Source organism: Marinobacter sp. L-13, from assembly GCF_056857715.1.
On sequence record NZ_JBSXNQ010000062.1, the window covers coordinates 46,171 to 66,663 of the forward strand.

Genomic DNA, 20,493 nt, shown 5'->3' on the forward strand with positions numbered 1-20,493 from the left:
TGAAACCCGACAAGCCTCCCGTATCCGCCCCACCCCGTCAAGAGCCATGCTATCCGCAATCCTGCTCATGAAAATTGCCGGCGATTGGCGTATCATCTGCGCCATTATCGAACCAGCAGGAGGCTCCAGCCCGAGATGGCCATCAAGAACGCATTCTACGCTCAGTCCGGCGGTGTCACCGCCGTCATCAATGCCAGTGCCTGTGGCGTCATCCAGACCGCCCGCAAGCATCCGGACAAAATCGGCAAAGTGTTTGCCGGACGCAACGGCATTATCGGGGCGCTGAAGGAAGAACTGATTGATACCAGCCTCGAGAGCGACGATGACATCCAGGCACTGATTCATACCCCGGGCGGCGCTTTCGGCTCCTGTCGCCACAAGCTCAAGAACATTTCCGAAAACCGCCGCGAGTATGAGCGTCTGATTGAGGTATTCCGGGCTCACGACATTGGCTATTTCTTCTATAACGGCGGCGGGGATTCACAGGATACCGCCTACAAGGTCTCCCAGATCGCGGACAAAATGGGATATCCCATTACCTGCATCGGCGTGCCCAAGACCGTGGACAACGATCTGCCGTTCACCGACTGCTGCCCGGGCTTCGGTTCGGTTGCCAAATACATTGCCACGTCCACCCTGGAAGCCAGCCTGGACATCAAGTCAATGTGCGAAACGTCCACCAAGGTGTTCATCCTGGAAGTCATGGGTCGCCACGCCGGCTGGATTGCCGCATCCGGCGGCCTCGCCGGACAGGGCGAGGGCGAACCGCCCCACGTCATCCTGTTCCCGGAAATCCCGTTTAATCGCGACGCCTTCCTTGAGCGCGTGGATCATTGTGTGAAGGAATATGGCTACTGTGTAGTGGTGGCCTCCGAAGGTGCCCAGTACGAAGATGGTCGCTTCCTGGCGGACGCCGGAGCCAAGGACGCGTTTGGCCACACCCAGCTGGGCGGTGTTGCTCCGGCCCTGGCCAATATGGTCAAGCAGGCCCTGGGCCATAAATACCACTGGGCCGTTGCCGACTACCTTCAGCGCAGTGCCCGCCACATTGCCTCCGCCACCGACGTGGAGCAGGCCTATGCGGTTGGCAAGGCCGCCGTGGAAATGGCACTTGACGGCAAGCAGGCTCTGATGCCCACGATCGTCCGCGAACAGGGCAAACCTTACGTCTGGAAGATCGGTGAGGCCCCGCTGAGCGAAGTGGCAAACCAGGAGAAAAAGATGCCGATCCACTTCATCACCGACGATGGCTTTGGTATCACCCAGGACTGCCGGGACTACCTGGAACCTCTGATTGCCGGTGAGAGTTTCCCGCCATTCGATAACGGCCTGCCGCGTGTTGCCAAACTCCAGAACACGCTGACCGAGAAGAAACTGAAGACCGAGTTCCAGCTGTAACCGAACGAACAGCGTACCGGAAAGCAAAAAGCCTGACAGAGTAGCTCTGTCAGGCTTTTTCATTGTTCAGGCACTACACGCAGATGGTTAGCGGGCCAGCTCCGATTGCTGGTCGCGCATGTAGGCGTAGAACTGATCAAACCCACCCACGTACTGGTTGCCCACCAGAATCTGCGGCACGGTATAAACCGGCCGGCCAATCTTGTCCGCGATATCCTGCTTGCTCATGCCCTTCTCGATCATATCGACCCAGACGTAGGGAATGTTCCTGGCCTCACACAGACGCTTTGCCTGAACGCAGAAACCACAACTCGAGCGGCCATAAATCGTGACCTGCTCCATAAACACCTCCCTAAAGTCTCTGACTGTATGTTTCGGGACTGAAATCCTATGGCTGAATGATGGCACGGCATAAGCTAATTTAAAATTGATGCTTTGAATCGCCACCATAGTAGCCGCCCATCATGTCCTCAGGCGACCGAGCTCCCGCTCCAGAACCTGCACTTCATTGTCCAGGGCCTGACCACTGCCTTTGACGCGACCAGCAAGTTCCCGGAGATCGTTGGCGGCGTCACCGATATGAGTGAGGTTGCGGTTGATTTCCTCGCTCACCGAGCTCTGCTCTTCCGCCGCAGTGGCCACCTGGGTTACATGCTCCACGATGGTCCCGATCCGGTCGACTACCGTGGCCAGCGAATGGGCCGCTTCCTGGGTGCCATCAACCGCCGAGGTGGCGCGATCAACGCCGCTCTGTATCACCGAAACGGCACCGTTCACATCCTGCTTGAGGCCGTCGATCATGGTGCTGATTTCATCGGTGGATTCCCGAGTGCGGGAGGCCAGCGTGCGGACCTCATCGGCAACCACGGCGAATCCGCGTCCCTGTTCGCCAGCCCTGGCGGCCTCGATGGCAGCGTTGAGGGCAAGAAGGTTGGTTTGCTCGGCGATGCCTCGGATGACATCCAGGATGCGATTGATATCCTCGCTGCGATTGGCCACCTGCCCGATCGCTGTACTGGCCTCGCCCATATCGTTGGCCACCGCGCTTACTCCATTCACCGCCGATGACAGCGTATCCTGGGTAAACCGGATGCCGTCCTGGGCCATCCGGGCGTTATCGGCCGCTTCGCCGGCAAACCCTGCCACCTCTCCTGCAGCGGCGGACATTTCGTTCATGGCGGTGACCACGCTGTCGATGTCCTGGTGCTGTCGACCTGTCTGTTCATCGGTCTCGACCGCAATGCTGCCTACATCCCTGGCCTGTTCGCGGACCTTTACATTCACGTCCTTCAGATCATTGATCATCTCTCTCAGACGCGCCAGGAAGGCATTGAACCCGCCGGCCAGCTCGATCAGTTCGGCGTGGGTGTCGATTTCCAGTTCACGGGTCAGGTCTCCTTCGGCGCTGGCCAGGTTCTTCATACGATCCCGAATTTCATCCAGCGGGCGGGTCACCGAGCGCACCAGCAGCACCAGGGCCACAATGGCCAGGACAACCACACCGATACCCACAAGGCTCTGGCGAGTGGCGGTGGCGGCAACTTCGTCCGACAACAGGCCAGTAATTTCCGAAACGCTTGCCAGCGCGGCATCCCGGGGCAACTCAATCAGCAGCGACCACTCGGCATCCGGCAACCGGATCTCAACGGGATAGGCCACGGCCAGGGTCTGACCGTCATCAAAGGTGCCCTCACCCTGGTGCAGCCCTGCGAAGGTGCTGCCGTGATCGGGCACGGCTTCCTGCAGAGGCCGGCCAAGGTGCGACTCATAATGGCTGGAGGCCGCGATAAGACCCTGCTCACTGATCAGCGTGACCCTGGACTGGCCTCCAAACAGCTCCTGGCTGACACCGGCAATGGTTTTCTGCAGGGTCGAAAGATTGATATCGACACCCACCACACCGGCGAATGTTCCGTCATCCAGAATCGGAACCACCAGACTGGTCATCAGCTCGGAATAGCCCTCACTGATTTCATATTCGTAGGGCTCCATAATGCAGGGCGCTTTGGTGTCCCGCGAACAGAGATACCACTCGGCTTCCCTGATCCCGAATTCGTTGAGGTTATCCAGATACTTGGTGGAGGGGTCCTCTGTGCGGCTGAACTGGACCTGCCCGTCCGGCTCCCGGTAGTAGTATATCTCCAGGGTGCCCTCGTCGCTGCTGTGCTCTTCAACACCACCGGTGAAATAGCGATCCTGGCCATCGTAGCCATCCGGTTCGAACTGGGCGTAGATCGAGCTCAGGCTTTTCTGCTCCTCCAGAACCGCGCCAACGGTCTCCTGAAGGGCTGACCGGCTGATACGCCCGGAGCTGTCGGCCTGAATATTACGGATGATGACGTTGCGAACGACTTCCGGCGTGCGAAAAGCGGTCGCAAACTGGCCACTGACCAGCTCACCATATTTGCCGGCGGTTGCGCCTAGCTGATCCATCACAATACCCTGCACCGTATCCCGGGTTTCTGCCGTCAGTCTTTCTTCCATGTCGCCGAGGGATAACTGGGCCGTGACTACAATGCTAATGCCCATAATCAGGAGCAGTGACACGACGAGGGCATAGAGCTTGAAGCGCAGCGATAACTGTTTCATGGTAAGGCCGGACCTGCGGAATGTTGGAGGTTCGTTTCATCTTAAAGCACGGAGGGCACGGTGGCCTACCTGACGCTATTTCTGACCGCGTTCGCTGCCGCCACGCTGCTGCCTGCCTACTCGGAAGTCCTGCTTGGCACCCTGATAACCCAGGGCTACTCCTGGTGGTGGCTCTGGTTCTGGGCAACGCTGGGCAACACGCTGGGCTCGGTCGTTAATGGAGTTATCGGCCGGCAGGTGGATCGCTTTAAGCATAAGCGCTGGTTTCCGGTCAGCGAAATACAGCTGCACAAGGCGCGGAACCGATTTAACCGTTATGGTCAGTGGTCACTGTTGATGGGCTGGCTGCCCCTGGGGGGTGACGCGCTGACCCTCGTCGGCGGGATCATGCGCGTGCCCTGGCTCAACTTTGTCATTCTGGTGGGGATTGGCAAGGGCGCCCGCTACGCCTTCGTGCTCTGGCTTGTGGCCGAGGCATCCGGCGCGTCATCACCCTCACCGTAGAGGTATTTCCTGAGCAGTGGCTCGCCGTTGAACTCGGAATTCAGCACCGCAACGAAGGTGTAGACCCCGATCAGTTTCCGGTTAAGGAAAACAAATTCCTTCGGAGGAACACGGAAATAGCGACTGATAGCCGATCGAGCGGCCTGTCTTGCCACTCGGGACGGCAACTCACTCTGCTTCCAGCGGTATTCGCCGTGACTGTTCACCGCATAATCCGGCCAGGCGTCCTTGTCACTGGATAGCGGCTCGAGCACCGACATACACACCTGGCCGAATTTCTCCAGCACTTCGTCGGGCCACTCGGTGCTCATGAAGCGCAACTTGACGCCACCATCAATCACCGCCTGCAGATCGTTCTCATAGGACGCCCTGATCATCTGGATAACCGGCTTTAGGAAGTCATCTGAGTAAGCCTGAACAGCCCCGAAATCAAGCAGGACAATGCGGTCGTAACCAGGGTCATCACCTTCTTCGCCAGCAATCCGGATGCGGTAGTTGCCGAAGTTGGGATCGGTCTGTATTTCGCCCCAGACGAACAGCTCGCGGAAGAACAGCTCCAGGGCAGCCTTGCCCAGGGCGCTCCGACGCTCCAGAGGAAGGTCTTTTACCGCCTGGGAACTGACAGAATGGCCATGTTCGTAGGTCGAACAAATCACGTGCGCCGTTGAGAATTCCGGCAGGACCCCGGGTACGATGAACCTGGGATCAGACGCCAGCATGGTGCGGAATTTCTCGGTGGTTTTCGCCTCCAGACGATAGTCCACTTCCCGGTGCATCATCTGCCGGACTTCTTCCAGCCAGTCATTAAACTCCGGGCCAAAACTGACCAGCCTTGCCACCCGCAACAACTGGGCAACCGCATTCAAATCGCTATCAACCGCATCGGCAACGCCGGGGTACTGAACCTTCAGCACCAATTCCAGGCCGTCACTTTTGCGCCAGGCCCGGTGTACCTGCCCCAGCGAGGCCGCCCCAATGGGTTCGGGTTCCACATCCAGTTGGGCCAGGCGATCGGCTCCCAGCTCGTCTTTCAGAACGCGCTCAATGGCCGGCCATTCCAGTGACGTGGTCTGGTCCTCCAGGGTATGCAGGGCTTCAGTGACTTCCTCGGGCAGGAAATGCTCGCCATACAGGGCCATGACCTGGCCGATCTTGACCACGCTACCCTTCAGTTGCCCCAGCTCATCCACCAGGAACCGCGCCTGGTTAGAGAGCATGGCGCGGTGGCGCTTCTCCCGGTTTTCCCGGCTGCTGAACCAGTTGGTTGCCATATGAGAAGCCATACGGGTACCCGCAAACAACCCGGCGCGGGTCAGGCTCAACCTGCGCTCGAAACTGCCTGTCTTGATGCGGGAAACCGAATTTCCTGAACGTCTGGAAGACATAATGACCTGTTCGGATCAGAGAATTTCACCACGTTTGGCGTCTAACACCATTATACGGATAGTCAGGGGAGCTGACCTAACCGAGTCGACCGGCTATCTGCGGCCACGGGGCCAATGTGCCAACACCGCCCCCGGTTTACATCTGGGCAACCGGATCGTTTACGTTTCGACACAGTTTCTGGCAGGAAACCGGTCTACTATTTCTACATACGTAAGGTCCAGCAACGATTATCACAAGAACAAGATCCGAACATGCCGCAATCCGCCAGAAAAACGCCGGATACGGAACTGTCCCAGTTCCGGGTCAAGGGCGAGATTCCTGTCCCGATTCTGATCAACTGGCTGACTGCCGTTGCCGTTCCCCTGCTGTTCTTCTTCGCCTGGCGCTCAAGCCTGCAGAATGACCCGATTACACCGCCATTGCTGATTGGCTTTGCCGTGCTTCTGACGGCCAACTCTGTCACCTATTTACTGTCCGGCAACAGAACGTTGCAACGCCGGGCTTTTATTACCCTTATCACGGTGCTGTTCACCTACCTGGCGATCCATGCGGTTGAGGACGGGTCCGCCATTATCTGGCTGTTCGCCTACCCCCCCATTATTTTCTACATCAGCGAATCCCGGGTTGGAGTGCTCGCCTGCAGTGGCGGCTTCGCCGCCGTCATCTTCCTTTTCAGCCCACTGGGGGATTTCCTGTTCGATCCGCCGCACAGCACCAGTTTCAGAATCACCATGATAGCGGTGCTGGGTTTTGAAATGGTCACCTGTTACATCCTTGACCAGAGCCGTCGACGCAGCAAGCTGGGGTTGCTGAAGCTGGCCGCGGAATTCGAGTATGCCGCCAAGCACGATGCCCTGACCGGCCTGGCCAATCGCCGCGAAGCGCTTGAGCAACTGGACATCGAGTATCAGCGCTATCTTCGCAACGCCCGGCCCTTTTCGGTGCTGCTGATGGACATTGACCTGTTCAAGAGCGTTAACGACAACTATGGGCACCATGTGGGTGACGAATTGATCATTCTGGTGGCCAGGACCCTTCGGGAACAATGCCGCAAAGTTGATACGCTGGCCCGATGGGGCGGTGAGGAGTACCTGGTTCTGCTGCCCGAAACCAATACCGGGGAGGCGCTGGCATCCGCAAACCGGATCCGTGAAGCTTTTGCCGCCAGATCCGTAAGCACGGAGAAGGGCCCGATTCAGGCAACCATCAGTGTGGGGGTGGCGTCGATCCGTGGCTCGGAATCCATCGATCGCCTGCTGCAGCGGTCAGACGAAGCCCTGTATCGGGCGAAATCCGAGGGACGTAACCGCGCATGCGGTTACGAGAATGAAGCCGCGGCCTGAGCTACCAGCCCTCGCGGAAATCGACATCGTGGTGAGCCAGGCCACTGACCAGCTGCTGCGACAACCTCCGCTGCACGTCAGCCAGTGTCACACCGGGAACAAAGTCGCGAACCTGACACATGGCCATTCCGGCGTAGCCGCAGGGGTTTATGCGCTGAAAAGGCTCCATGTCCATATCCACATTCAGCGCCAGGCCATGAAAGGAACAACCCCGGCGAACCCTCAGTCCGAGCGAGGCAATCTTGGCGTCGCCCACGTAAACGCCCGGGGCGTCCGGTCTCGGAGCGGCCTCAACGCCCAATTCTCCAAGCGTGCGGACGATGGCCTGTTCGATCTCGTCCACCAGAGAACGTACACCAAGTTTTTTGCGAGTCAGATTGATCATCAGGTAAATCACGAGCTGGCCGGGACCGTGGTAGGTCACCTGCCCGCCCCGATCCACCGGGATCACCGGGATGTCGCCCGGGGCAAGAATATGTTCGGCCTTCCCCGCCTGGCCCTGGGTATAAACCCGCGGATGCTGCAAACACCAGAGTTCATCCGCCACACTGTCATCGCGGTCAGCGGTGAAGGCTTTCATGGCCTCCCAGGTTTCCAGATAGGGCTGCTCACCCAGGGATCGGACAATCAGGTCAGGCATCGGGCTCAGAGCACCATGTGTACGCGGCCACTGGCCTTGAGATCCTCGAACAGGGCCTTCAGTTGCGCTTCACCCGTGGCCACAATCTTCAGTTGAACCGAGGAAAAACGGCCTTTGCTGCTGTCGTTAACGGTGATATCGGTCTCGCTGATTCCGGGGGCATGCTGCTCCACAACCTCGACCACGAACTCGGTGAAATCCGGGGCCGCATTGCCAATCACCTTGATCACATAGTCGCAAGGAAACTCAATTTTTGGTGCTTTCGGCTCACTCATGCCGTTTTACTCCCCGGGATCAACATCACCTTACTGAAATAACTGAATGAAAAAGAGCTTGATGGCGTCCCAGATGCGTTTGAAAAAGCCACCTTCGGGAACCTCGGTCAGGGCCAACACCGGCTGATCAACCAGTACCTCGCCGTTATAGGAGACCTTCACCCGTCCCAGCTCGTCCCCAACTTTAATGGGTGCCTTAATCACAGAATCAAGGTCGACCGTCGATTCCAGATCGTTTCGTGAACCCCGTGGAATGGTCACGTAGACATCCTCAGTCATGCCAACGGAGAGCTGATCAGCCTGACCGCCCCAGACACGGGCTTCGATGAGCTCCTGGCCTGACCGGAACAGGCGTTCGCTCTCATAGTAGCGGAAGCCGTAGTTCAGCATTTTCTGGATTTCCTGGGCCCGTGCTTCTGAACTGTTGGTGCCCATAACCACGGCAATAAAACGGGTGTCGTTGCGTTTGGCAGAGGCAACAAGGCAATAACCCGCCTCCTCGGTATGGCCTGTTTTCAGGCCGTCGACGCTATCATCGCGCCAGAGCAGACTGTTCCGGTTCGGCTGGCGAATGTTGTTGTAGGTGAAATGTTTTTCAGCGTAGAGCGGATAGTTCTCCGGGTAATCGTTGATGATCGCGCGGGCCAGCATCGCCAGGTCATAGGCTGTTGAGAAATGCTCCGGCGAGGGCAGGCCGGTCGCGTTCACGAAATTGGTGCCTTTCATTCCCAGCAGTTGGGCCTGCTGGTTCATGATGTCAACGAAGGCTCCTTCACTGCCTGCAACGAATTCCGCCAGGGCAACAGACGCGTCGTTGCCCGACTGAATGATGACCCCCCTGAGCAGATCTTCGACCGAAACCTGGGTGCCTTCCCGAACGAAGGTGCGCGAACCTTCGGTCTTCCAGGCATTAACGCTGATGGGAACCATGTCGGACATGGCAATGCGGCCCTCATCAAGCTCACGCTCGACAATATAGGCCGTCATCATTTTGGTCAGACTGGCCGGAGGCAAACGCTCGTGGCTATTCTCCTCCATGATGATCCGTCCGCTCTTGGGATCCATCAACACGTAGGAGCTGCCGGCAATCTGCGGCGGCGACGGAATCAGCACCGACTGGGACATTGCCTTGCCTGTCAGGGCAAGCATCAGCACAAGGACAACGGAGAGAGTTCGAAAAGCAGAGTTTAAGGCCATGGGTCCATTCATTCGTCGTTAAGTGTATTTTTTTAAATATGTCGTGTTCGGCTTATTCAGTGCGTATCGGTCAGTAGGATGGACTGATCGAAACCACGGGCTTCCAGCAGGCTTTGGGTACGCCTGGCGCTGTCTTCGTCATTGAAGGGGCCCACCTGGACCCGATGGAAGCGCCCCGCGGAGGTATCCACTGCCCGAACGCGCATCGGATTCTCCAGCACCGCCCTCACCTGGCTGAGCAGTTTTTCAGCCGGATCCCGGCTGCTGAAGGACCCCAGCTGCACAAACAATGACCGGTTGGTCATGGCCATGTCGCCGCTTGCCTCCACCCGGCTTTCAGCGTATCCGGCCGGATCTCCCGGGGAATAAGGCTCGCCGGCAATGAACATGGCGCCATCCGGCCTGACGGTGATGGCAGCCACCTCCACACGGGCCGTGCCCCTGGCCTGGTACCCCAGCTTCTTGGCAGCGGCGTATGACAGGTCGATGATCCTGTCGCTGTGAAAGGGACCGCGGTCGTTGACACGGACAATCACCGAGCGACCGTTATCAAGGTTCGTTACACGTGCATAGCCGGGGATCCGCAGGGATTTGTGCGCGGCGGACATGGTGTACATGTTAAAGGTTTCGCCGTTGGAGGTCTTGTGGCCATGAAATTTCTCGCCGTACCAGCTCGCCGTACCCCGCTCCACATAGCCATCGTTGCTGTCGAGCACGTGGTACTGCTTGCCCCAGACCTGGTAGGGCGATTTATTGCCCGCCCTCCTGGGAGCCTCGTAAACCGGTACCGCATCGTCAAGACCGGACACATCGAAGTTACCCGAAGGGGCCCTGTCGGTTGCCAGGGTATAGCGGGACGAATGGTCCGTTTCCGGGGCCGACGCGCAGCCGCCGAGTATCAGCGACACAACCACCGACAGCAGGAGGGAGAATGAGGGCTTGCAGTTCACTGTCCGGAATTCCTCTTGACTACACTGGCCACCGGTATCAGGTTCCCGGTGGTCCAGCCTTCATTGTAACGGGTTCTCCGAAGGAATCACCATTACCCTGTGGCCATGGTTTGATTGACCGAATCAGGCGCCAATCATTCGCCGATGGGTATGAATCGACATCAAAACACCAAAGGCTGCCATCAGGGTGACCCCCGACGTACCACCGTAGCTGATCAGGGGCAATGGCACACCAACGATTGGCAAAAGTCCACTTACCATCCCGACATTTACGAAGATGTAGATGAAGAACGTCATGGTGAGCGCACCCGCGAGAAGGCGGCTGAATGAATCCTGGGCTGTCGCGGCAATATACAGGCACCGCAGTATGATCAGGAAATACACCGTCATCAGGATCAGCATGCCCACGAACCCGAACTCTTCAGCCAGCACTGCGACGATGAAGTCGGTATGACTCTCTGGCAGAAACTCCAGGTGCGACTGGGTTCCCTGAAGCCAGCCCTTGCCATCCACGCCACCGGAACCGATGGCGGTCTTGGACTGGATGATGTTCCAGCCGGCGCCAAGGGGGTCACTCTGAGGGTCCAGAAGCGTCAACACACGCTGTTTCTGGTATTCCCTCATGACGAAGAACCACATCAGCGGGGCCGAAACGGACACCATGGCCACGAACGCCGTGATCAGTTTCCAGCTGATGCCCGCAAAAAACACCACGAAGATACCGGCCATGCCGACCAGCAGCGAGGTCCCCAGGTCCGGCTGCTGCATGATCATGACCATGGGCACCAGAACGATCGCCAGCCCGACGGTTACATGCCGGAATCTGGGCGGCAGGAAATGCCTGGACAGATACCAGGCCGCCATCATGGGAACCACCAGCTTCATCAATTCCGATGGCTGGAAACGCGGAAGTCCCGGAATAGCCAGCCATCGTTGCGCACCCTTGGCACCAACGCCCACCAGCAGAACCGCAATCAGGGCCACAATACCGGCGCCGTAGAGCCACGGCGCCCAACGGCGAAACACCGAGGGATCCAGCTGGGCAAATACCAGCATCACGACAAACGCCACGCCCAGCCGGATGCCCTGGGCCTTGACGACCTCAAGGTTCCGGTCGGCACCGCTGTAGAGTACGAACAGCCCGCCGGAAACCAGCAGGAGTAACAGCAGCAACAGGATTGGATCCAGATGCAGCGCTGTCCAGATGCTCCGGTGCCGGCCAAGAGGGTTGCTTGCGGTTGAATCCAGTAACGCCTTGAACGCCATCAGTCAGCCACCTCGCCGACACCACTGACCAATGCGCTATCCCCCTGGCCATAATCCAGCAACCAGGAGTCAAACAGCGCCCGCGCGACCGGTGCCGCGGTGCCACTGCCGCTGCCGCCGTTCTCGACAATAACGGCGACGGCAATTTTCGGGTTATCTACCGGCGCAAAACCCACGAAAAGCGCATGATCCCGAAGCCGCTCGCGGATTTCTTCCTCATCGTATTCTTCATCCTCGGCCAGACTGAAGACCTGGGCAGTTCCTGTCTTGCCTGCCATCTTGTAGGGGGCACCACGACCAGCACCCCGGGCAGTGCCCTTCGCTCCGTGCATGACTTCAACCATGGTTTCCACCACATACTCCCAGTCGTCCGGGTTCTTCAACTTGAGCGGCTCGTGGGTTTCGGCGGGTAGGAACTCCTCGACCGGGCGATCCCCCTTGATATCTTTCAGTAACCTCGGCTCGACCCACTCGCCTCGATTGGCGATTAGGGCGGTCGCTGTCGCCAGTTGCAACGGTGTTGCCAACATGAAGCCCTGGCCGATACCCAGGTTCACGGAATCTCCCGGATACCAGGGTTCATTGCGCACTGCCCTTTTCCAGTCTCTGGAAGGAAGCAAGCCGCTCAGGGCCCCGGAGACATCAAGCGTCGCGTCTTCCCCGAAGCCAAAATGAGACAGGTAGCTGTGCATGGTATCCACGCCCATTTCGACCGCCGCCTCGTAGAAGTAGACGTCACAGGATTCGGCCACAGCGTCCTTGAGATCAACCCAGCCGTGCCCCGTCCGCTTCCAGTCGCGCCAGACCCGGCCACCCTGATTCAGTCGGAAATGCCCCGGATCCCAGATGGTGTAATCCCGGGTGGTCGCGCCACTGTCGAGGGCGGCGACCGCAAGCATGGGCTTGAGGGTTGAGCCTGGCGGGTACTGACCGCGCAAGGCACGATTAAACAGGGGCTTGTCTTTGCTGTCGCTCAATTCCCGATAATCGTTGACGCTGATACCGGTGACGAATTTGTTGGCATCAAACCCCGGCACGCTGGCCAGCGCGAGAATGCCGCCGGTATCCGGTTCTATGGCAATGATGGCGCCCCGACGACCATCAAGAAGCTCGTGGGCACGCTGTTGCAGCCTGAGATCCAGATGCAGCTGCAGATCCTCCCCGGGAACCGGGTTCTCACGTTCCAGAACCCTGAGAGTCCGGCCCCGGGCATTGGTTTCGACATGCTGGTAACCGACCTGGCCGTGGAGGATTTCCTCGTAGAACCGCTCAATGCCCGACTTGCCGATGTAGTTGGTGCCTGCGTAGTTGACCGGATCGATCCTTTGCAACTCATCCCGATTGATACGTCCGACAAACCCCAGGGCATGGGCCGTCAGCTCACTGTGGGGGTAATACCGTACCAGCTCAGCCTTGACCTCGACGCCCGGAAGCTCGTGGCGATGCACGGCGAGGCGTGCCATCTCCTGCTCATTAAGGTCATAGCGAAGGGGTATTTCCTGGAAGGGTCGGCGGGGCTCCTGAAGCCGACGCTGAAACCGTTCGCGGTCTTCCTCGGAGATCTCCAGGATCGCGTCAAGCTGCGCCAGGGTATCGTCCATGCCCTGCACCCGCTCGGGCACAAGCGTTACACTGAAAACGGGGCGGTTCTCCGCCAGCAGGGTGTTATTGCGGTCGTATACCAGCCCCCGGGGAGGAGGCACCGACTGGACCTGGACGCGATTCTTGTCTGAGAGCGTGGTGTATATCTCATGCTCCACGACCTGAAGCTGGTACATCCGGGCAATCAGACCGCCGATAGCGAGCATGACAATTACCAGCATGACCAGGGTCCGCCGTTGGAACAGCCGGCGTTCCGCTGCCGTATCCTTGAACTCACCCCATGGCATAACGTCCCCCTAGGCCCGGTGATACGGGTGATTGCGGGTGATCGACCAGGCCCGGTAGAGCTGTTCTGCAAGAACAATACGCACCAGGGGATGAGGCAGGGTCAGGGGCGACAGCGACCATTGCTGGTCGGCCCGTTTGCGGCAATCGTCGGCGAGGCCATCCGGGCCGCCCACCAGAAAGCTGACGTCCCGGCCATCCTGTTGCCAGTTCTCCAGCTGCGCCGCAAGCTTTTCGGTCGACCACGGCCGCCCACCAACCTCCAGCGCGATGACCCGGTCTTTCGCGCCGGTGGCCGCCAGAATGGCGTCACTTTCTCGCTGCATCAGCCTGGGGATATCGGGATTCTTGCCCCGATGGGCGACGGGGATTTCAACCAGTTCCACGGGTAGCTCCGGCGGCATGCGGCGGGCGTAATCTCCGAATCCGGTACTGACCCAGTCGGGCATTTTCTGCCCCACACAGATCAGGCGTAACCGCATGATTATTCGCTGCCCGCAACACCAAGATCCGGAGCATCACGCCAGAAGCGCTCCAGATCGTAAAATTCTCGTGTGGCAGGCATCATGACGTGAACAACCACATCGCCCAGATCCACGAGAATCCAGTCGCTGACGCCGGCACCTTCAACATTGCTCGCGCGCACGCCCTTCTCCTTCGCTTCGACCACGACGGAGTCTGCCAGGGATTTTACATGTCGGTTGGACGTTCCGGATGCCAGAACCATGAAGTCGGTGACACTGGTGCGGTCACGGACATCGATTACGCTGATGTCCTGTGCTTTCACATCTTCAAGCGCATTAATTACCAGATCTTTCAGTTGCTCTGCCTGCATAATCACCCTGTTGGACGGGCGTTTGCCGGTATGGCCGCCCGAAATGTCATATTCAGACGCGATTGTAGCACTAAAAGTTCCCGTCAGGGCATGCTCCATAGAGCCCCTGGCGGCGAATTTCTGTCCAGACCGAGTCAGGCACCAGATAGCGTGGCGAACGGCCGTCACCGATACGCTCCCGAATACCGGTCGCGGAAACATCCAGCAAGGGTGGATCCAGCTCAAGAACGCAGCCGCAGGGGCTGTCATGCAGGGCCTCCGGGCTTTCCACACCGCGCTCTGCCAGCAATCGGGCCGGTTCGGAGGATGGATCCAATGCCGGGCCCGGCCGACGGACCACAACCACATGCGCCAGACCCGGAATCTGCTGCCATTCCCGCCAGCGATCGAAGCCAGCAAATGCGTCCGTGCCAACCACCATCACCAGGGGTTCATCCGGGCCAAGCTCGGCCCGGAGTTGGCGGAGGGTATCGGCGGTGTAGGACGCTCCTTCCCGTGAGAGCTCACGGTCGTCAATCCGCAACTGGGGCTCACCGGCCACTGCCAGCCTCAACAACTCCAGGCGCTGACTGGAAGACGCCCCGGTTTGCCCCCGGTGCGGCGGAATATGACAGGGCACCAGGCTGACGTAATCCACGCCAAGACGATCGCTGATTTCCAGCGCAAGCCTGAGATGGCCATGATGCACCGGATCGAAGGTCCCTCCATAAATGACATGCATGGGCATCAGGTCCGGATGTGCCCGTCACCGAAGACCACGTATTTCTGGGATGTGAGGCCTTCCAGCCCCACCGGCCCCCGGGCGTGGATCTTGTCAGTGGAGATGCCGATTTCGGCCCCCAGACCATACTCGAACCCATCGGCGAAGCGCGTGGAGGCATTGACCATCACCGAACTGGAATCCACCTCCGTGATGAAGCGCCGTGCCCGCGTGTAGTTCTCGGTAATGATGCTGTCGGTATGCTGGGAGCTGTAGCGGTTGATGTGGGCAATGGCGCCTTCCAGGCCGTCAACCACACGCACTGCCAGGACCGGAGCCAGATATTCGGCTTCCCAGTCTGCCTCGGTAGCTTCGACCACGCCTTCGACGATGGCCCGTGTTCGCTCGCAGCCCCGCAATTCCACGCCTTTTTCAACAAAAGCCTGGGCCAGCAGAGGCAGGATATCCTCGGCGATTTCTGCATCCACCAACAGGGTTTCCATGGTGTTGCAGGTTCCGTACCGGTGGGTTTTGGCGTTGATCGCCACCTTCAGCGCCTTTTCCGGATCGGCATGGCTATCGATGTAGACATGGCAGACGCCATCAAGGTGTTTGATAACAGGCACCCGGGCATCGCGGCTGATGCGCTCGATCAGCCCCTTGCCGCCCCTGGGCACAATCACATCAACGTAGTCCGGCATGGTGATCAACTCTCCGACCGCAGCGCGGTCCGTTGTCTTGATCACCTGCACCGCATTCTCGGGCAGTCCCGCTTTCGCGAGCCCCACGGAAAGACAGCGGGCAATGGCCTGGTTGGAATGAATGGACTCTGAGCCGCCCCGGAGAATGGTCGCATTGCCTGACTTGAGGCACAGACTCGCAGCCTCGACCGTCACGTTGGGACGGGACTCGTAAATAATACCGATGACGCCCAGCGGAACACGCATCTTGCCCACCTGGATACCGGAGGGCCGGTAGTTCATGTCGGTGATGGCACCGATCGGGTCTGGCAGGGAGGCCACCTGGCGCAGGCCCTCAATCATGGTATCGATTCGCTGGGGTGTCAGCTCCAGCCGGTCAAGCATCGCCGCATCCAGGCCATTTTCCCGGCCCATCTGCAGATCCTTGCCATTGGCGAGGGCCAGCTCTTCCCGGGCTGCATCCAGGGCCTCGGCCGTCGCCAGGAGCGCCTGATTACGCACGGCGGTGGTCGAACGAGCCACTCCGGTTGCCGCTGCACGGGCCTGCTGCCCAACCTCAGCCATGTACGCTGCAATATCCATTCAAATACCTTTCTGTTTTCAAGCGGAATCAGGAATCAGGGCCTAACTTTACCTTTCCCGTTTCAAGTACGCATCCCAAACAGATATTATACCGCTGCGATATGCCATACTCGGACCTATAAAGGTTCCCCGGGGACGGTTTTTCAAGGGAGTTCGGGAAAAGGAAGGACACCATGGCCCAGATGGCCGAAAAATTCCTGTTGAGCAAGTTGTCGCGAGCGGGCTTCGTGGCCCTGATCGCCATTGCGACCCTTTGCGCCGTGCTGGGCGAACCCATGGTTGCCGCAGCCGCGGCTGCCGCGGCAGGTATTGTCATTGCCGGAAAGACGTTCCACCCCAACCGGGTCCACCAGCCCTGGCCGAGAATCCAGCAGGCTTTCTTTGTCGTGCTTCTGCTGATACTGCTGGCCAGTTTCTGGACCGGCCCATGGATCCTGAGCCACTGGCTTTACGCGCTGCCTCTGGTTGCTTTCGCCCTGGTTCCGCCAGCGGCCGCAGCCGTGGTAACACTGATCATCGCTGTACTGGCAATGATCGCGACACAATGGGCGGTAGGCCTTGCCGACCGCCACCAGATGATCAGCGCCTTTCTTCTTACCCTGCTGCTTTCGGCGTTGCTGGTCTTCCTGCGGGACTACAAGACCCGTCAACTTGCGCCGTTGCGCCGTACCGACGAACTGACCCAGGCGGCCAGCCGGGAATACCTGTCTGCCGACCTGCACAAGGAAATCCAGCGCAGTGAGCGGGAGGGCACCGATATGTCGATTATCATGATCGGGCTGGACACCCATTTGAGCGATGACGAACCGGATGAGGACATCCGCTCGATTCTTCCCCGCATTGGTCGCTACCTGCATTCCCAGATCCGTGATTTCGACACCTACTACCGGGTCGCGGATCTTCAGTTTCTGGTGATCCTGCCGGGCATTTCCACCAGCGACGCGATCGCCCGCGCCGAGACGATCCGCAAGGGCCTGGCAACGCTTTTGGAATCCCACGGCATGAACCTGACCGTCAGCACCGGGATCGCCGGCCTGAATATCGGTGACGATGCCAACAGTCTGCAGCAGAGTGCCGCGAATGCCCTGCGCCGGGCCCAGCAGCAGGGAGGCAACCGAAGCCAGGCCTACAGTTCATGGTCGCAGCCGGCACAACCAAGCCAGCCTCGGGCGGAGGGGCCAGTGGCATGACAGAGACCCGACTGAGAACCTGGACACATGCCTTTGGCTACGGCATCGCCTGCCTGTTCATTTTCACCCTGGCGATGCAGAACCTCCGCTATGGTTTCTACGAACTCTTTTACCTGGCCTCAGGGATGGCGGTTCTGACCCTCGCGGGTGCCGTTTACACCATCATTTGCCGCCGGCACCAGCTGTCGGCCCCCGGGCACCTGGTCATCCTCTCCGGCCTGAACAGTGGCATGCTGGCAGCGCTGCTGACTATGGATGCCCCGGGCATCAGCCACTGGGCCATGCCCCTGCTGGTGCTGAATCTGCTTATCCTGCCCCTGCGTCAGGGCGTCGGGCTATCGCTTCTGCTGCTGGTACCCATGTCGATCATCCTGTTCCTCGAAAAGGCACCGGCTGACGCCATTGCCATCACGGGGGGCCTGTTCATCCTTCTGGCGGTTGCAGCCCTGTACATCTGGCACTATGACCACATGGCCCAGTCGGCAGAGGACCTCGCCATTACCGATCCGGTGACTGGCGCCCATAATGCCCGCTTTCTGGATGAAACCCTTCAGAAAGAGATCAGCCGTGCCATCGCCACGGGGCATTGCCTGTCCGTCATCGACCTGAGCATTGATTACGCCGACGAAGTGGCCGACCTTCACGGCAGGGACCAGGTTCAGGGCCTGTTCAGGGATATGACCGAGCACCTCTTCGGCGTGATTCGGGCCGGCGATACCCTGTACACACTGAAAGACTCGGAGTTTTTCCTGATCCTGCCGTTTACTCCGGAAGAAGGCGTGCGAGTGATTGCCGAGCGGATTCGCCGCACCATTGCCGAACACCACTGGCCGGTGGTTGGCAAAGCCACAGTAAGCCTCGGCTGCACCACCCGCGGCAGTGGCGACACCCGTACCGACACACTCAGGGACCGGGCCCACCAGGCCATGGAAGAAGCTCGCAGACGCGGTACGGATTCGGTCTGGTTCAGCCCGGGAGAAACCATCGAAACATGAGCAGTGCCTGGCTGAACGATCTGTCGGCATGGCTCAGCCTGCATCCCGGCTGGCTGGCAACAGCCCTGTTTACGACTGCCTTCATCGAATCACTCGCTATAGCCGGCATTATTGTCCCGGGTGTCGCCATCCTGTTTGCCGTCGCCGTATTGGCGGGGGAGACCGGCATGCCGCTTGCGGAAGCACTGCTTTGGGCGGGCCTTGGGGCCATCGCCGGCGACACGGCAAGTTTTGGCCTGGGGCGACTGCTGCAGGGGCGCCTGACAACCGCCTGGCCACTGAGCCGCTATCCAAAAATCATCGGTACCGGGGAGCGCTTCTTCAAGCGTCACGGCGGCAAGAGTGTGATCATCGGCCGCTTCGTCGGCCCGGTCAGACCGATCATCCCGCTCGTGGCCGGGGCCCTGATGATGTCCTGGCGACGCTTTCTGGCTTTCAACATCGGCTCCGCTGTTGCCTGGGCGCCAGTCTACATCTTCCCGGGGTTTCTGGTGGGCAGTGCCCTGGCCAGTGATATCAGGCCTCCGGCGCATTTTTACGCGGTCATCGGCATCAGCCTCGCGGCCCTGACGGTGGTCTATTTCGTGCTGTTGAGGTTTCAGCTGGGGCTCGGGGAGGACAGCCGTTTCTACCGCTGGCTGAAGCAGTGGATGGCGCAGTACGAGGCTACGAACCGTTTCTGGCGCTTGTACACGAATCAACGGCCGGCCCGGGAGGGCGAATTCCCGCTGGCCTCATTCATGCTGGCGCTGGGTGCCTCCGCACTACTTCTGATCTGGGGGCAGTTGGCTACCGCCACCAGCCTCCTGGATGGGTTCGATCAGGCCACCCTTCTCTGGTTTGAGCAACTCCGGCAACCTCTGCTGGACGGTCCCTTCATTGCCATTACCCTGCTGGGTGACGCGCCGGTGTTAATGACCGCCGGAGTGCTCGCCTGCGCGGCACTGCTATTCCGGGGCTATTACGCCGCGGCCATCCATGTTCTGGCGGCTATCGCAGTGACGGTGGTTCTGGTCTGGGGCCTGAAGGCGCTGCTGGGCGTGCCCCGGCCGGATGAAGTCATGGGCCCGCCGAATTCCGGCGCTTTTCCCAGTGGTCACACGGCCGGCATCACCCTGCTGGTGACGCTGCTGGCAAGTTTCGTCGCCGGCGAAAGCAGGCATCGGAGACGTTGGCAATACTACGTGCTGCTCTCGCTGCCACTGGTGCCCGTGGCTTTGAGCCGGCTCTACCTTGGGGTGCACTGGTTCACCGATGTGATTGGAGGACTGCTGCTTGCCCTGGCCGTTACCGGTGCGGTGCGGGCCAGTTACAGCCGCTATGACAAGGTTCCGTTGGCGCCGGATATCACCATCGTTGGTGCAGCGGTGGTTTGGTTAATCCTTACGGGAGCCTACATCCTGCTGTCCTGGGATCAGGCGGTTCTGAACTTCAGGCCGGTTGCTGGCACCTAGCCTTCTTCCAGCGCCTCCAGAAGCCCCTGTAGCCGGGTGAGCCGCTCCAGAGGGTCCTGCAATTCCACCAGCTTCTGCTTCTCCTGTTTGTCCAGGGGCAGAAGTTCCGTGAGCCGCCAGCCAACATCCCGGGCATCACCATAGTCAATGTCCATGTTCAGGTCCCGGATGACCGGATGACGAAACAACGCCTTCAGAACCGAGGGCAACTCGCTGAAACGCTCCGGCACCTCACTCTCTGCCTCTTCAATCAGGCACTCGACGTCCCCCACATTCAGGCCGTCTTCCTGCTGCCAGCTGCGGACCACGGAGACCTTGGATTCGCCTTCAACGGTAATCCCCAGAAGGCCGTTTTCCAGCTGCTGGAAATCAATAATACGTACATAAGTGCCGATATCGTAGAAGGCGGCGGTGCGCCCGGCCTCTCCGCCTTCCTGCAACAGCACCACAACGAACCCACGATCCTCCTTGAGACAACGGGTCAGCATGTCGATGTAGCGCGGCTCGAACAGCTGCAAGGGAATCCTCCCCCTGGGCAGGACGATGGAATTCAGGGGGAACAAAGGTACATTCATAAGTGCAACAGTCACCGGAAAGCAGA

The 20,493-nt window shown here is 59.4% G+C and carries 20 protein-coding genes; 6 read left to right on the forward strand and 14 right to left on the reverse strand.

What is annotated here, in order from left to right; translation table 11 throughout:
- Nucleotides 1–135 precede the first annotated feature (135 nt).
- Nucleotides 136–1,398, forward strand: coding sequence for a 6-phosphofructokinase (locus tag AC13DD_RS15405; RefSeq protein WP_482931408.1), 1,263 nt, complete (start codon nucleotides 136–138; stop codon nucleotides 1,396–1,398).
- Between the two features lie 87 nt (nucleotides 1,399–1,485).
- Here the strand turns inward: AC13DD_RS15405 and AC13DD_RS15410 are convergent, their stop codons facing one another.
- The gene (locus tag AC13DD_RS15410) at nucleotides 1,486–1,740 is read right to left on the reverse strand and encodes a GrxA family glutaredoxin (protein ID WP_008176407.1); all 255 of its coding nucleotides are present in this window, start codon (nucleotides 1,738–1,740) and stop codon (nucleotides 1,486–1,488) included.
- Nucleotides 1,741–1,860: 120 nt separating this feature from the next.
- Entirely contained in the window at nucleotides 1,861–3,987 is a 2,127-nt protein-coding gene (locus AC13DD_RS15415; protein WP_482931409.1) for a methyl-accepting chemotaxis protein, read from the reverse strand.
- A gap of 60 nt (nucleotides 3,988–4,047) precedes the next feature.
- Between AC13DD_RS15415 and AC13DD_RS15420 the strand changes: the two genes are divergently transcribed.
- Entirely contained in the window at nucleotides 4,048–4,491 is a 444-nt protein-coding gene (locus AC13DD_RS15420) for a YqaA family protein (protein WP_482931410.1), read from the forward strand.
- Here AC13DD_RS15420 and AC13DD_RS15425 read toward each other — a convergent pair.
- Complete coding sequence (locus AC13DD_RS15425) at nucleotides 4,431–5,876, reverse strand: ABC1 kinase family protein (RefSeq protein WP_482931411.1); 1,446 nt, start codon at nucleotides 5,874–5,876, stop codon at nucleotides 4,431–4,433. The two genes, AC13DD_RS15420 and AC13DD_RS15425, sit on opposite strands and share 61 nt — an antisense overlap.
- Before the next feature lie 252 nt (nucleotides 5,877–6,128).
- Here AC13DD_RS15425 and AC13DD_RS15430 point away from each other — a divergent pair, with 252 nt between their 5' ends.
- Complete coding sequence (locus AC13DD_RS15430) at nucleotides 6,129–7,220, forward strand: GGDEF domain-containing protein (protein WP_482931412.1); 1,092 nt, start codon at nucleotides 6,129–6,131, stop codon at nucleotides 7,218–7,220.
- 1 nt (nucleotide 7,221) lies between these two features.
- Here AC13DD_RS15430 and lipB read toward each other — a convergent pair whose 3' ends face one another.
- The 10 genes from lipB to AC13DD_RS15480 all read right to left on the reverse strand — a co-directional run bounded on the left by lipB (nucleotide 7,222) and on the right by AC13DD_RS15480 (nucleotide 16,253).
- The gene (gene lipB, locus AC13DD_RS15435) at nucleotides 7,222–7,860 is read right to left on the reverse strand and encodes a lipoyl(octanoyl) transferase LipB (protein WP_092030334.1); all 639 of its coding nucleotides are present in this window, start codon (nucleotides 7,858–7,860) and stop codon (nucleotides 7,222–7,224) included.
- Nucleotides 7,861–7,865: 5 nt separating this feature from the next.
- Nucleotides 7,866–8,135, reverse strand: a complete 270-nt coding sequence (locus tag AC13DD_RS15440) for an HP0495 family protein (RefSeq protein WP_008176421.1) — start codon at nucleotides 8,133–8,135, stop codon at nucleotides 7,866–7,868.
- 30 nt (nucleotides 8,136–8,165) lie between these two features.
- Entirely contained in the window at nucleotides 8,166–9,332 is a 1,167-nt protein-coding gene (locus AC13DD_RS15445) for a D-alanyl-D-alanine carboxypeptidase family protein (RefSeq protein WP_482931413.1), read from the reverse strand.
- Nucleotides 9,333–9,388: 56 nt separating this feature from the next.
- The gene (locus AC13DD_RS15450) at nucleotides 9,389–10,282 is read right to left on the reverse strand and encodes a septal ring lytic transglycosylase RlpA family protein (RefSeq protein ID WP_008176425.1); all 894 of its coding nucleotides are present in this window, start codon (nucleotides 10,280–10,282) and stop codon (nucleotides 9,389–9,391) included.
- Nucleotides 10,283–10,405: 123 nt separating this feature from the next.
- The gene (gene rodA / locus AC13DD_RS15455; protein WP_008176427.1) at nucleotides 10,406–11,548 is read right to left on the reverse strand and encodes a rod shape-determining protein RodA; all 1,143 of its coding nucleotides are present in this window, start codon (nucleotides 11,546–11,548) and stop codon (nucleotides 10,406–10,408) included.
- Nucleotides 11,548–13,437, reverse strand: a complete 1,890-nt coding sequence (gene mrdA, locus AC13DD_RS15460; protein ID WP_008176429.1) for a penicillin-binding protein 2 — start codon at nucleotides 13,435–13,437, stop codon at nucleotides 11,548–11,550. Before mrdA ends, rodA begins: the two co-directional genes overlap by 1 nt.
- Before the next feature lie 9 nt (nucleotides 13,438–13,446).
- Nucleotides 13,447–13,917: a 23S rRNA (pseudouridine(1915)-N(3))-methyltransferase RlmH gene (gene rlmH, locus AC13DD_RS15465; protein ID WP_008176432.1), complete on the reverse strand. Its 471-nt coding sequence runs from the start codon at nucleotides 13,915–13,917 to the stop codon at nucleotides 13,447–13,449.
- Between the two features lie 2 nt (nucleotides 13,918–13,919).
- The gene (rsfS, locus tag AC13DD_RS15470) at nucleotides 13,920–14,270 is read right to left on the reverse strand and encodes a ribosome silencing factor (protein ID WP_008176434.1); all 351 of its coding nucleotides are present in this window, start codon (nucleotides 14,268–14,270) and stop codon (nucleotides 13,920–13,922) included.
- Nucleotides 14,271–14,340: 70 nt separating this feature from the next.
- The gene (gene nadD, locus AC13DD_RS15475; protein WP_014576127.1) at nucleotides 14,341–14,991 is read right to left on the reverse strand and encodes a nicotinate-nucleotide adenylyltransferase; all 651 of its coding nucleotides are present in this window, start codon (nucleotides 14,989–14,991) and stop codon (nucleotides 14,341–14,343) included.
- A 5-nt stretch (nucleotides 14,992–14,996) separates the two neighbouring features.
- Nucleotides 14,997–16,253 (reverse strand): glutamate-5-semialdehyde dehydrogenase, encoded by a 1,257-nt coding sequence (locus AC13DD_RS15480; protein WP_053114577.1) that lies wholly within the window; start codon nucleotides 16,251–16,253, stop codon nucleotides 14,997–14,999.
- A 173-nt stretch (nucleotides 16,254–16,426) separates the two neighbouring features.
- Between AC13DD_RS15480 and AC13DD_RS15485 the strand changes: the two genes are divergently transcribed.
- Genes AC13DD_RS15485 through AC13DD_RS15495 form a run of 3 tightly spaced genes read left to right on the forward strand, consistent with a single transcriptional unit; the run spans nucleotide 16,427 to nucleotide 19,892 of the window.
- The gene (locus tag AC13DD_RS15485) at nucleotides 16,427–17,443 is read left to right on the forward strand and encodes a GGDEF domain-containing protein (RefSeq protein WP_014576126.1); all 1,017 of its coding nucleotides are present in this window, start codon (nucleotides 16,427–16,429) and stop codon (nucleotides 17,441–17,443) included.
- The gene (locus tag AC13DD_RS15490; protein WP_008176443.1) at nucleotides 17,440–18,438 is read left to right on the forward strand and encodes a GGDEF domain-containing protein; all 999 of its coding nucleotides are present in this window, start codon (nucleotides 17,440–17,442) and stop codon (nucleotides 18,436–18,438) included. Before AC13DD_RS15485 ends, AC13DD_RS15490 begins: the two co-directional genes overlap by 4 nt.
- Entirely contained in the window at nucleotides 18,435–19,892 is a 1,458-nt protein-coding gene (locus tag AC13DD_RS15495) for a bifunctional DedA family/phosphatase PAP2 family protein (protein WP_053114574.1), read from the forward strand. The genes AC13DD_RS15490 and AC13DD_RS15495 overlap by 4 nt, the downstream gene beginning before the upstream one ends.
- Here AC13DD_RS15495 and AC13DD_RS15500 read toward each other — a convergent pair.
- Nucleotides 19,889–20,467 (reverse strand): LON peptidase substrate-binding domain-containing protein, encoded by a 579-nt coding sequence (locus tag AC13DD_RS15500; protein ID WP_039882136.1) that lies wholly within the window; start codon nucleotides 20,465–20,467, stop codon nucleotides 19,889–19,891. The two genes, AC13DD_RS15495 and AC13DD_RS15500, sit on opposite strands and share 4 nt — an antisense overlap.
- Nucleotides 20,468–20,493: the final 26 nt, after the last annotated feature.

What these genes read in the sequence shown, in the direction of transcription:
- AC13DD_RS15405 (WP_482931408.1), top strand. Translation starts at nt 136, where the DNA reads ATGGCCATCAAGAACGCATTCTACGCTCAGTCCGGCGGTGTCACCGCC.
- AC13DD_RS15410 (WP_008176407.1), bottom strand. Translation starts at nt 1,740, where the DNA reads ATGGAGCAGGTCACGATTTATGGCCGCTCGAGTTGTGGTTTCTGCGTT.
- AC13DD_RS15415 (WP_482931409.1), bottom strand. Translation starts at nt 3,987, where the DNA reads ATGAAACAGTTATCGCTGCGCTTCAAGCTCTATGCCCTCGTCGTGTCA.
- AC13DD_RS15425 (WP_482931411.1), bottom strand. Translation starts at nt 5,876, where the DNA reads ATGTCTTCCAGACGTTCAGGAAATTCGGTTTCCCGCATCAAGACAGGC.
- AC13DD_RS15430 (WP_482931412.1), top strand. Translation starts at nt 6,129, where the DNA reads ATGCCGCAATCCGCCAGAAAAACGCCGGATACGGAACTGTCCCAGTTC.
- lipB (WP_092030334.1), bottom strand. Translation starts at nt 7,860, where the DNA reads ATGCCTGACCTGATTGTCCGATCCCTGGGTGAGCAGCCCTATCTGGAA.
- AC13DD_RS15440 (WP_008176421.1), bottom strand. Translation starts at nt 8,135, where the DNA reads ATGAGTGAGCCGAAAGCACCAAAAATTGAGTTTCCTTGCGACTATGTG.
- AC13DD_RS15445 (WP_482931413.1), bottom strand. Translation starts at nt 9,332, where the DNA reads ATGGCCTTAAACTCTGCTTTTCGAACTCTCTCCGTTGTCCTTGTGCTG.
- rodA (WP_008176427.1), bottom strand. Translation starts at nt 11,548, where the DNA reads ATGGCGTTCAAGGCGTTACTGGATTCAACCGCAAGCAACCCTCTTGGC.
- mrdA (WP_008176429.1), bottom strand. Translation starts at nt 13,437, where the DNA reads ATGCCATGGGGTGAGTTCAAGGATACGGCAGCGGAACGCCGGCTGTTC.
- rlmH (WP_008176432.1), bottom strand. Translation starts at nt 13,917, where the DNA reads ATGCGGTTACGCCTGATCTGTGTGGGGCAGAAAATGCCCGACTGGGTC.
- rsfS (WP_008176434.1), bottom strand. Translation starts at nt 14,270, where the DNA reads ATGCAGGCAGAGCAACTGAAAGATCTGGTAATTAATGCGCTTGAAGAT.
- nadD (WP_014576127.1), bottom strand. Translation starts at nt 14,991, where the DNA reads ATGCATGTCATTTATGGAGGGACCTTCGATCCGGTGCATCATGGCCAT.
- AC13DD_RS15480 (WP_053114577.1), bottom strand. Translation starts at nt 16,253, where the DNA reads ATGGATATTGCAGCGTACATGGCTGAGGTTGGGCAGCAGGCCCGTGCA.
- AC13DD_RS15485 (WP_014576126.1), top strand. Translation starts at nt 16,427, where the DNA reads ATGGCCCAGATGGCCGAAAAATTCCTGTTGAGCAAGTTGTCGCGAGCG.
- AC13DD_RS15490 (WP_008176443.1), top strand. Translation starts at nt 17,440, where the DNA reads ATGACAGAGACCCGACTGAGAACCTGGACACATGCCTTTGGCTACGGC.
- AC13DD_RS15495 (WP_053114574.1), top strand. Translation starts at nt 18,435, where the DNA reads ATGAGCAGTGCCTGGCTGAACGATCTGTCGGCATGGCTCAGCCTGCAT.
- AC13DD_RS15500 (WP_039882136.1), bottom strand. Translation starts at nt 20,467, where the DNA reads ATGAATGTACCTTTGTTCCCCCTGAATTCCATCGTCCTGCCCAGGGGG.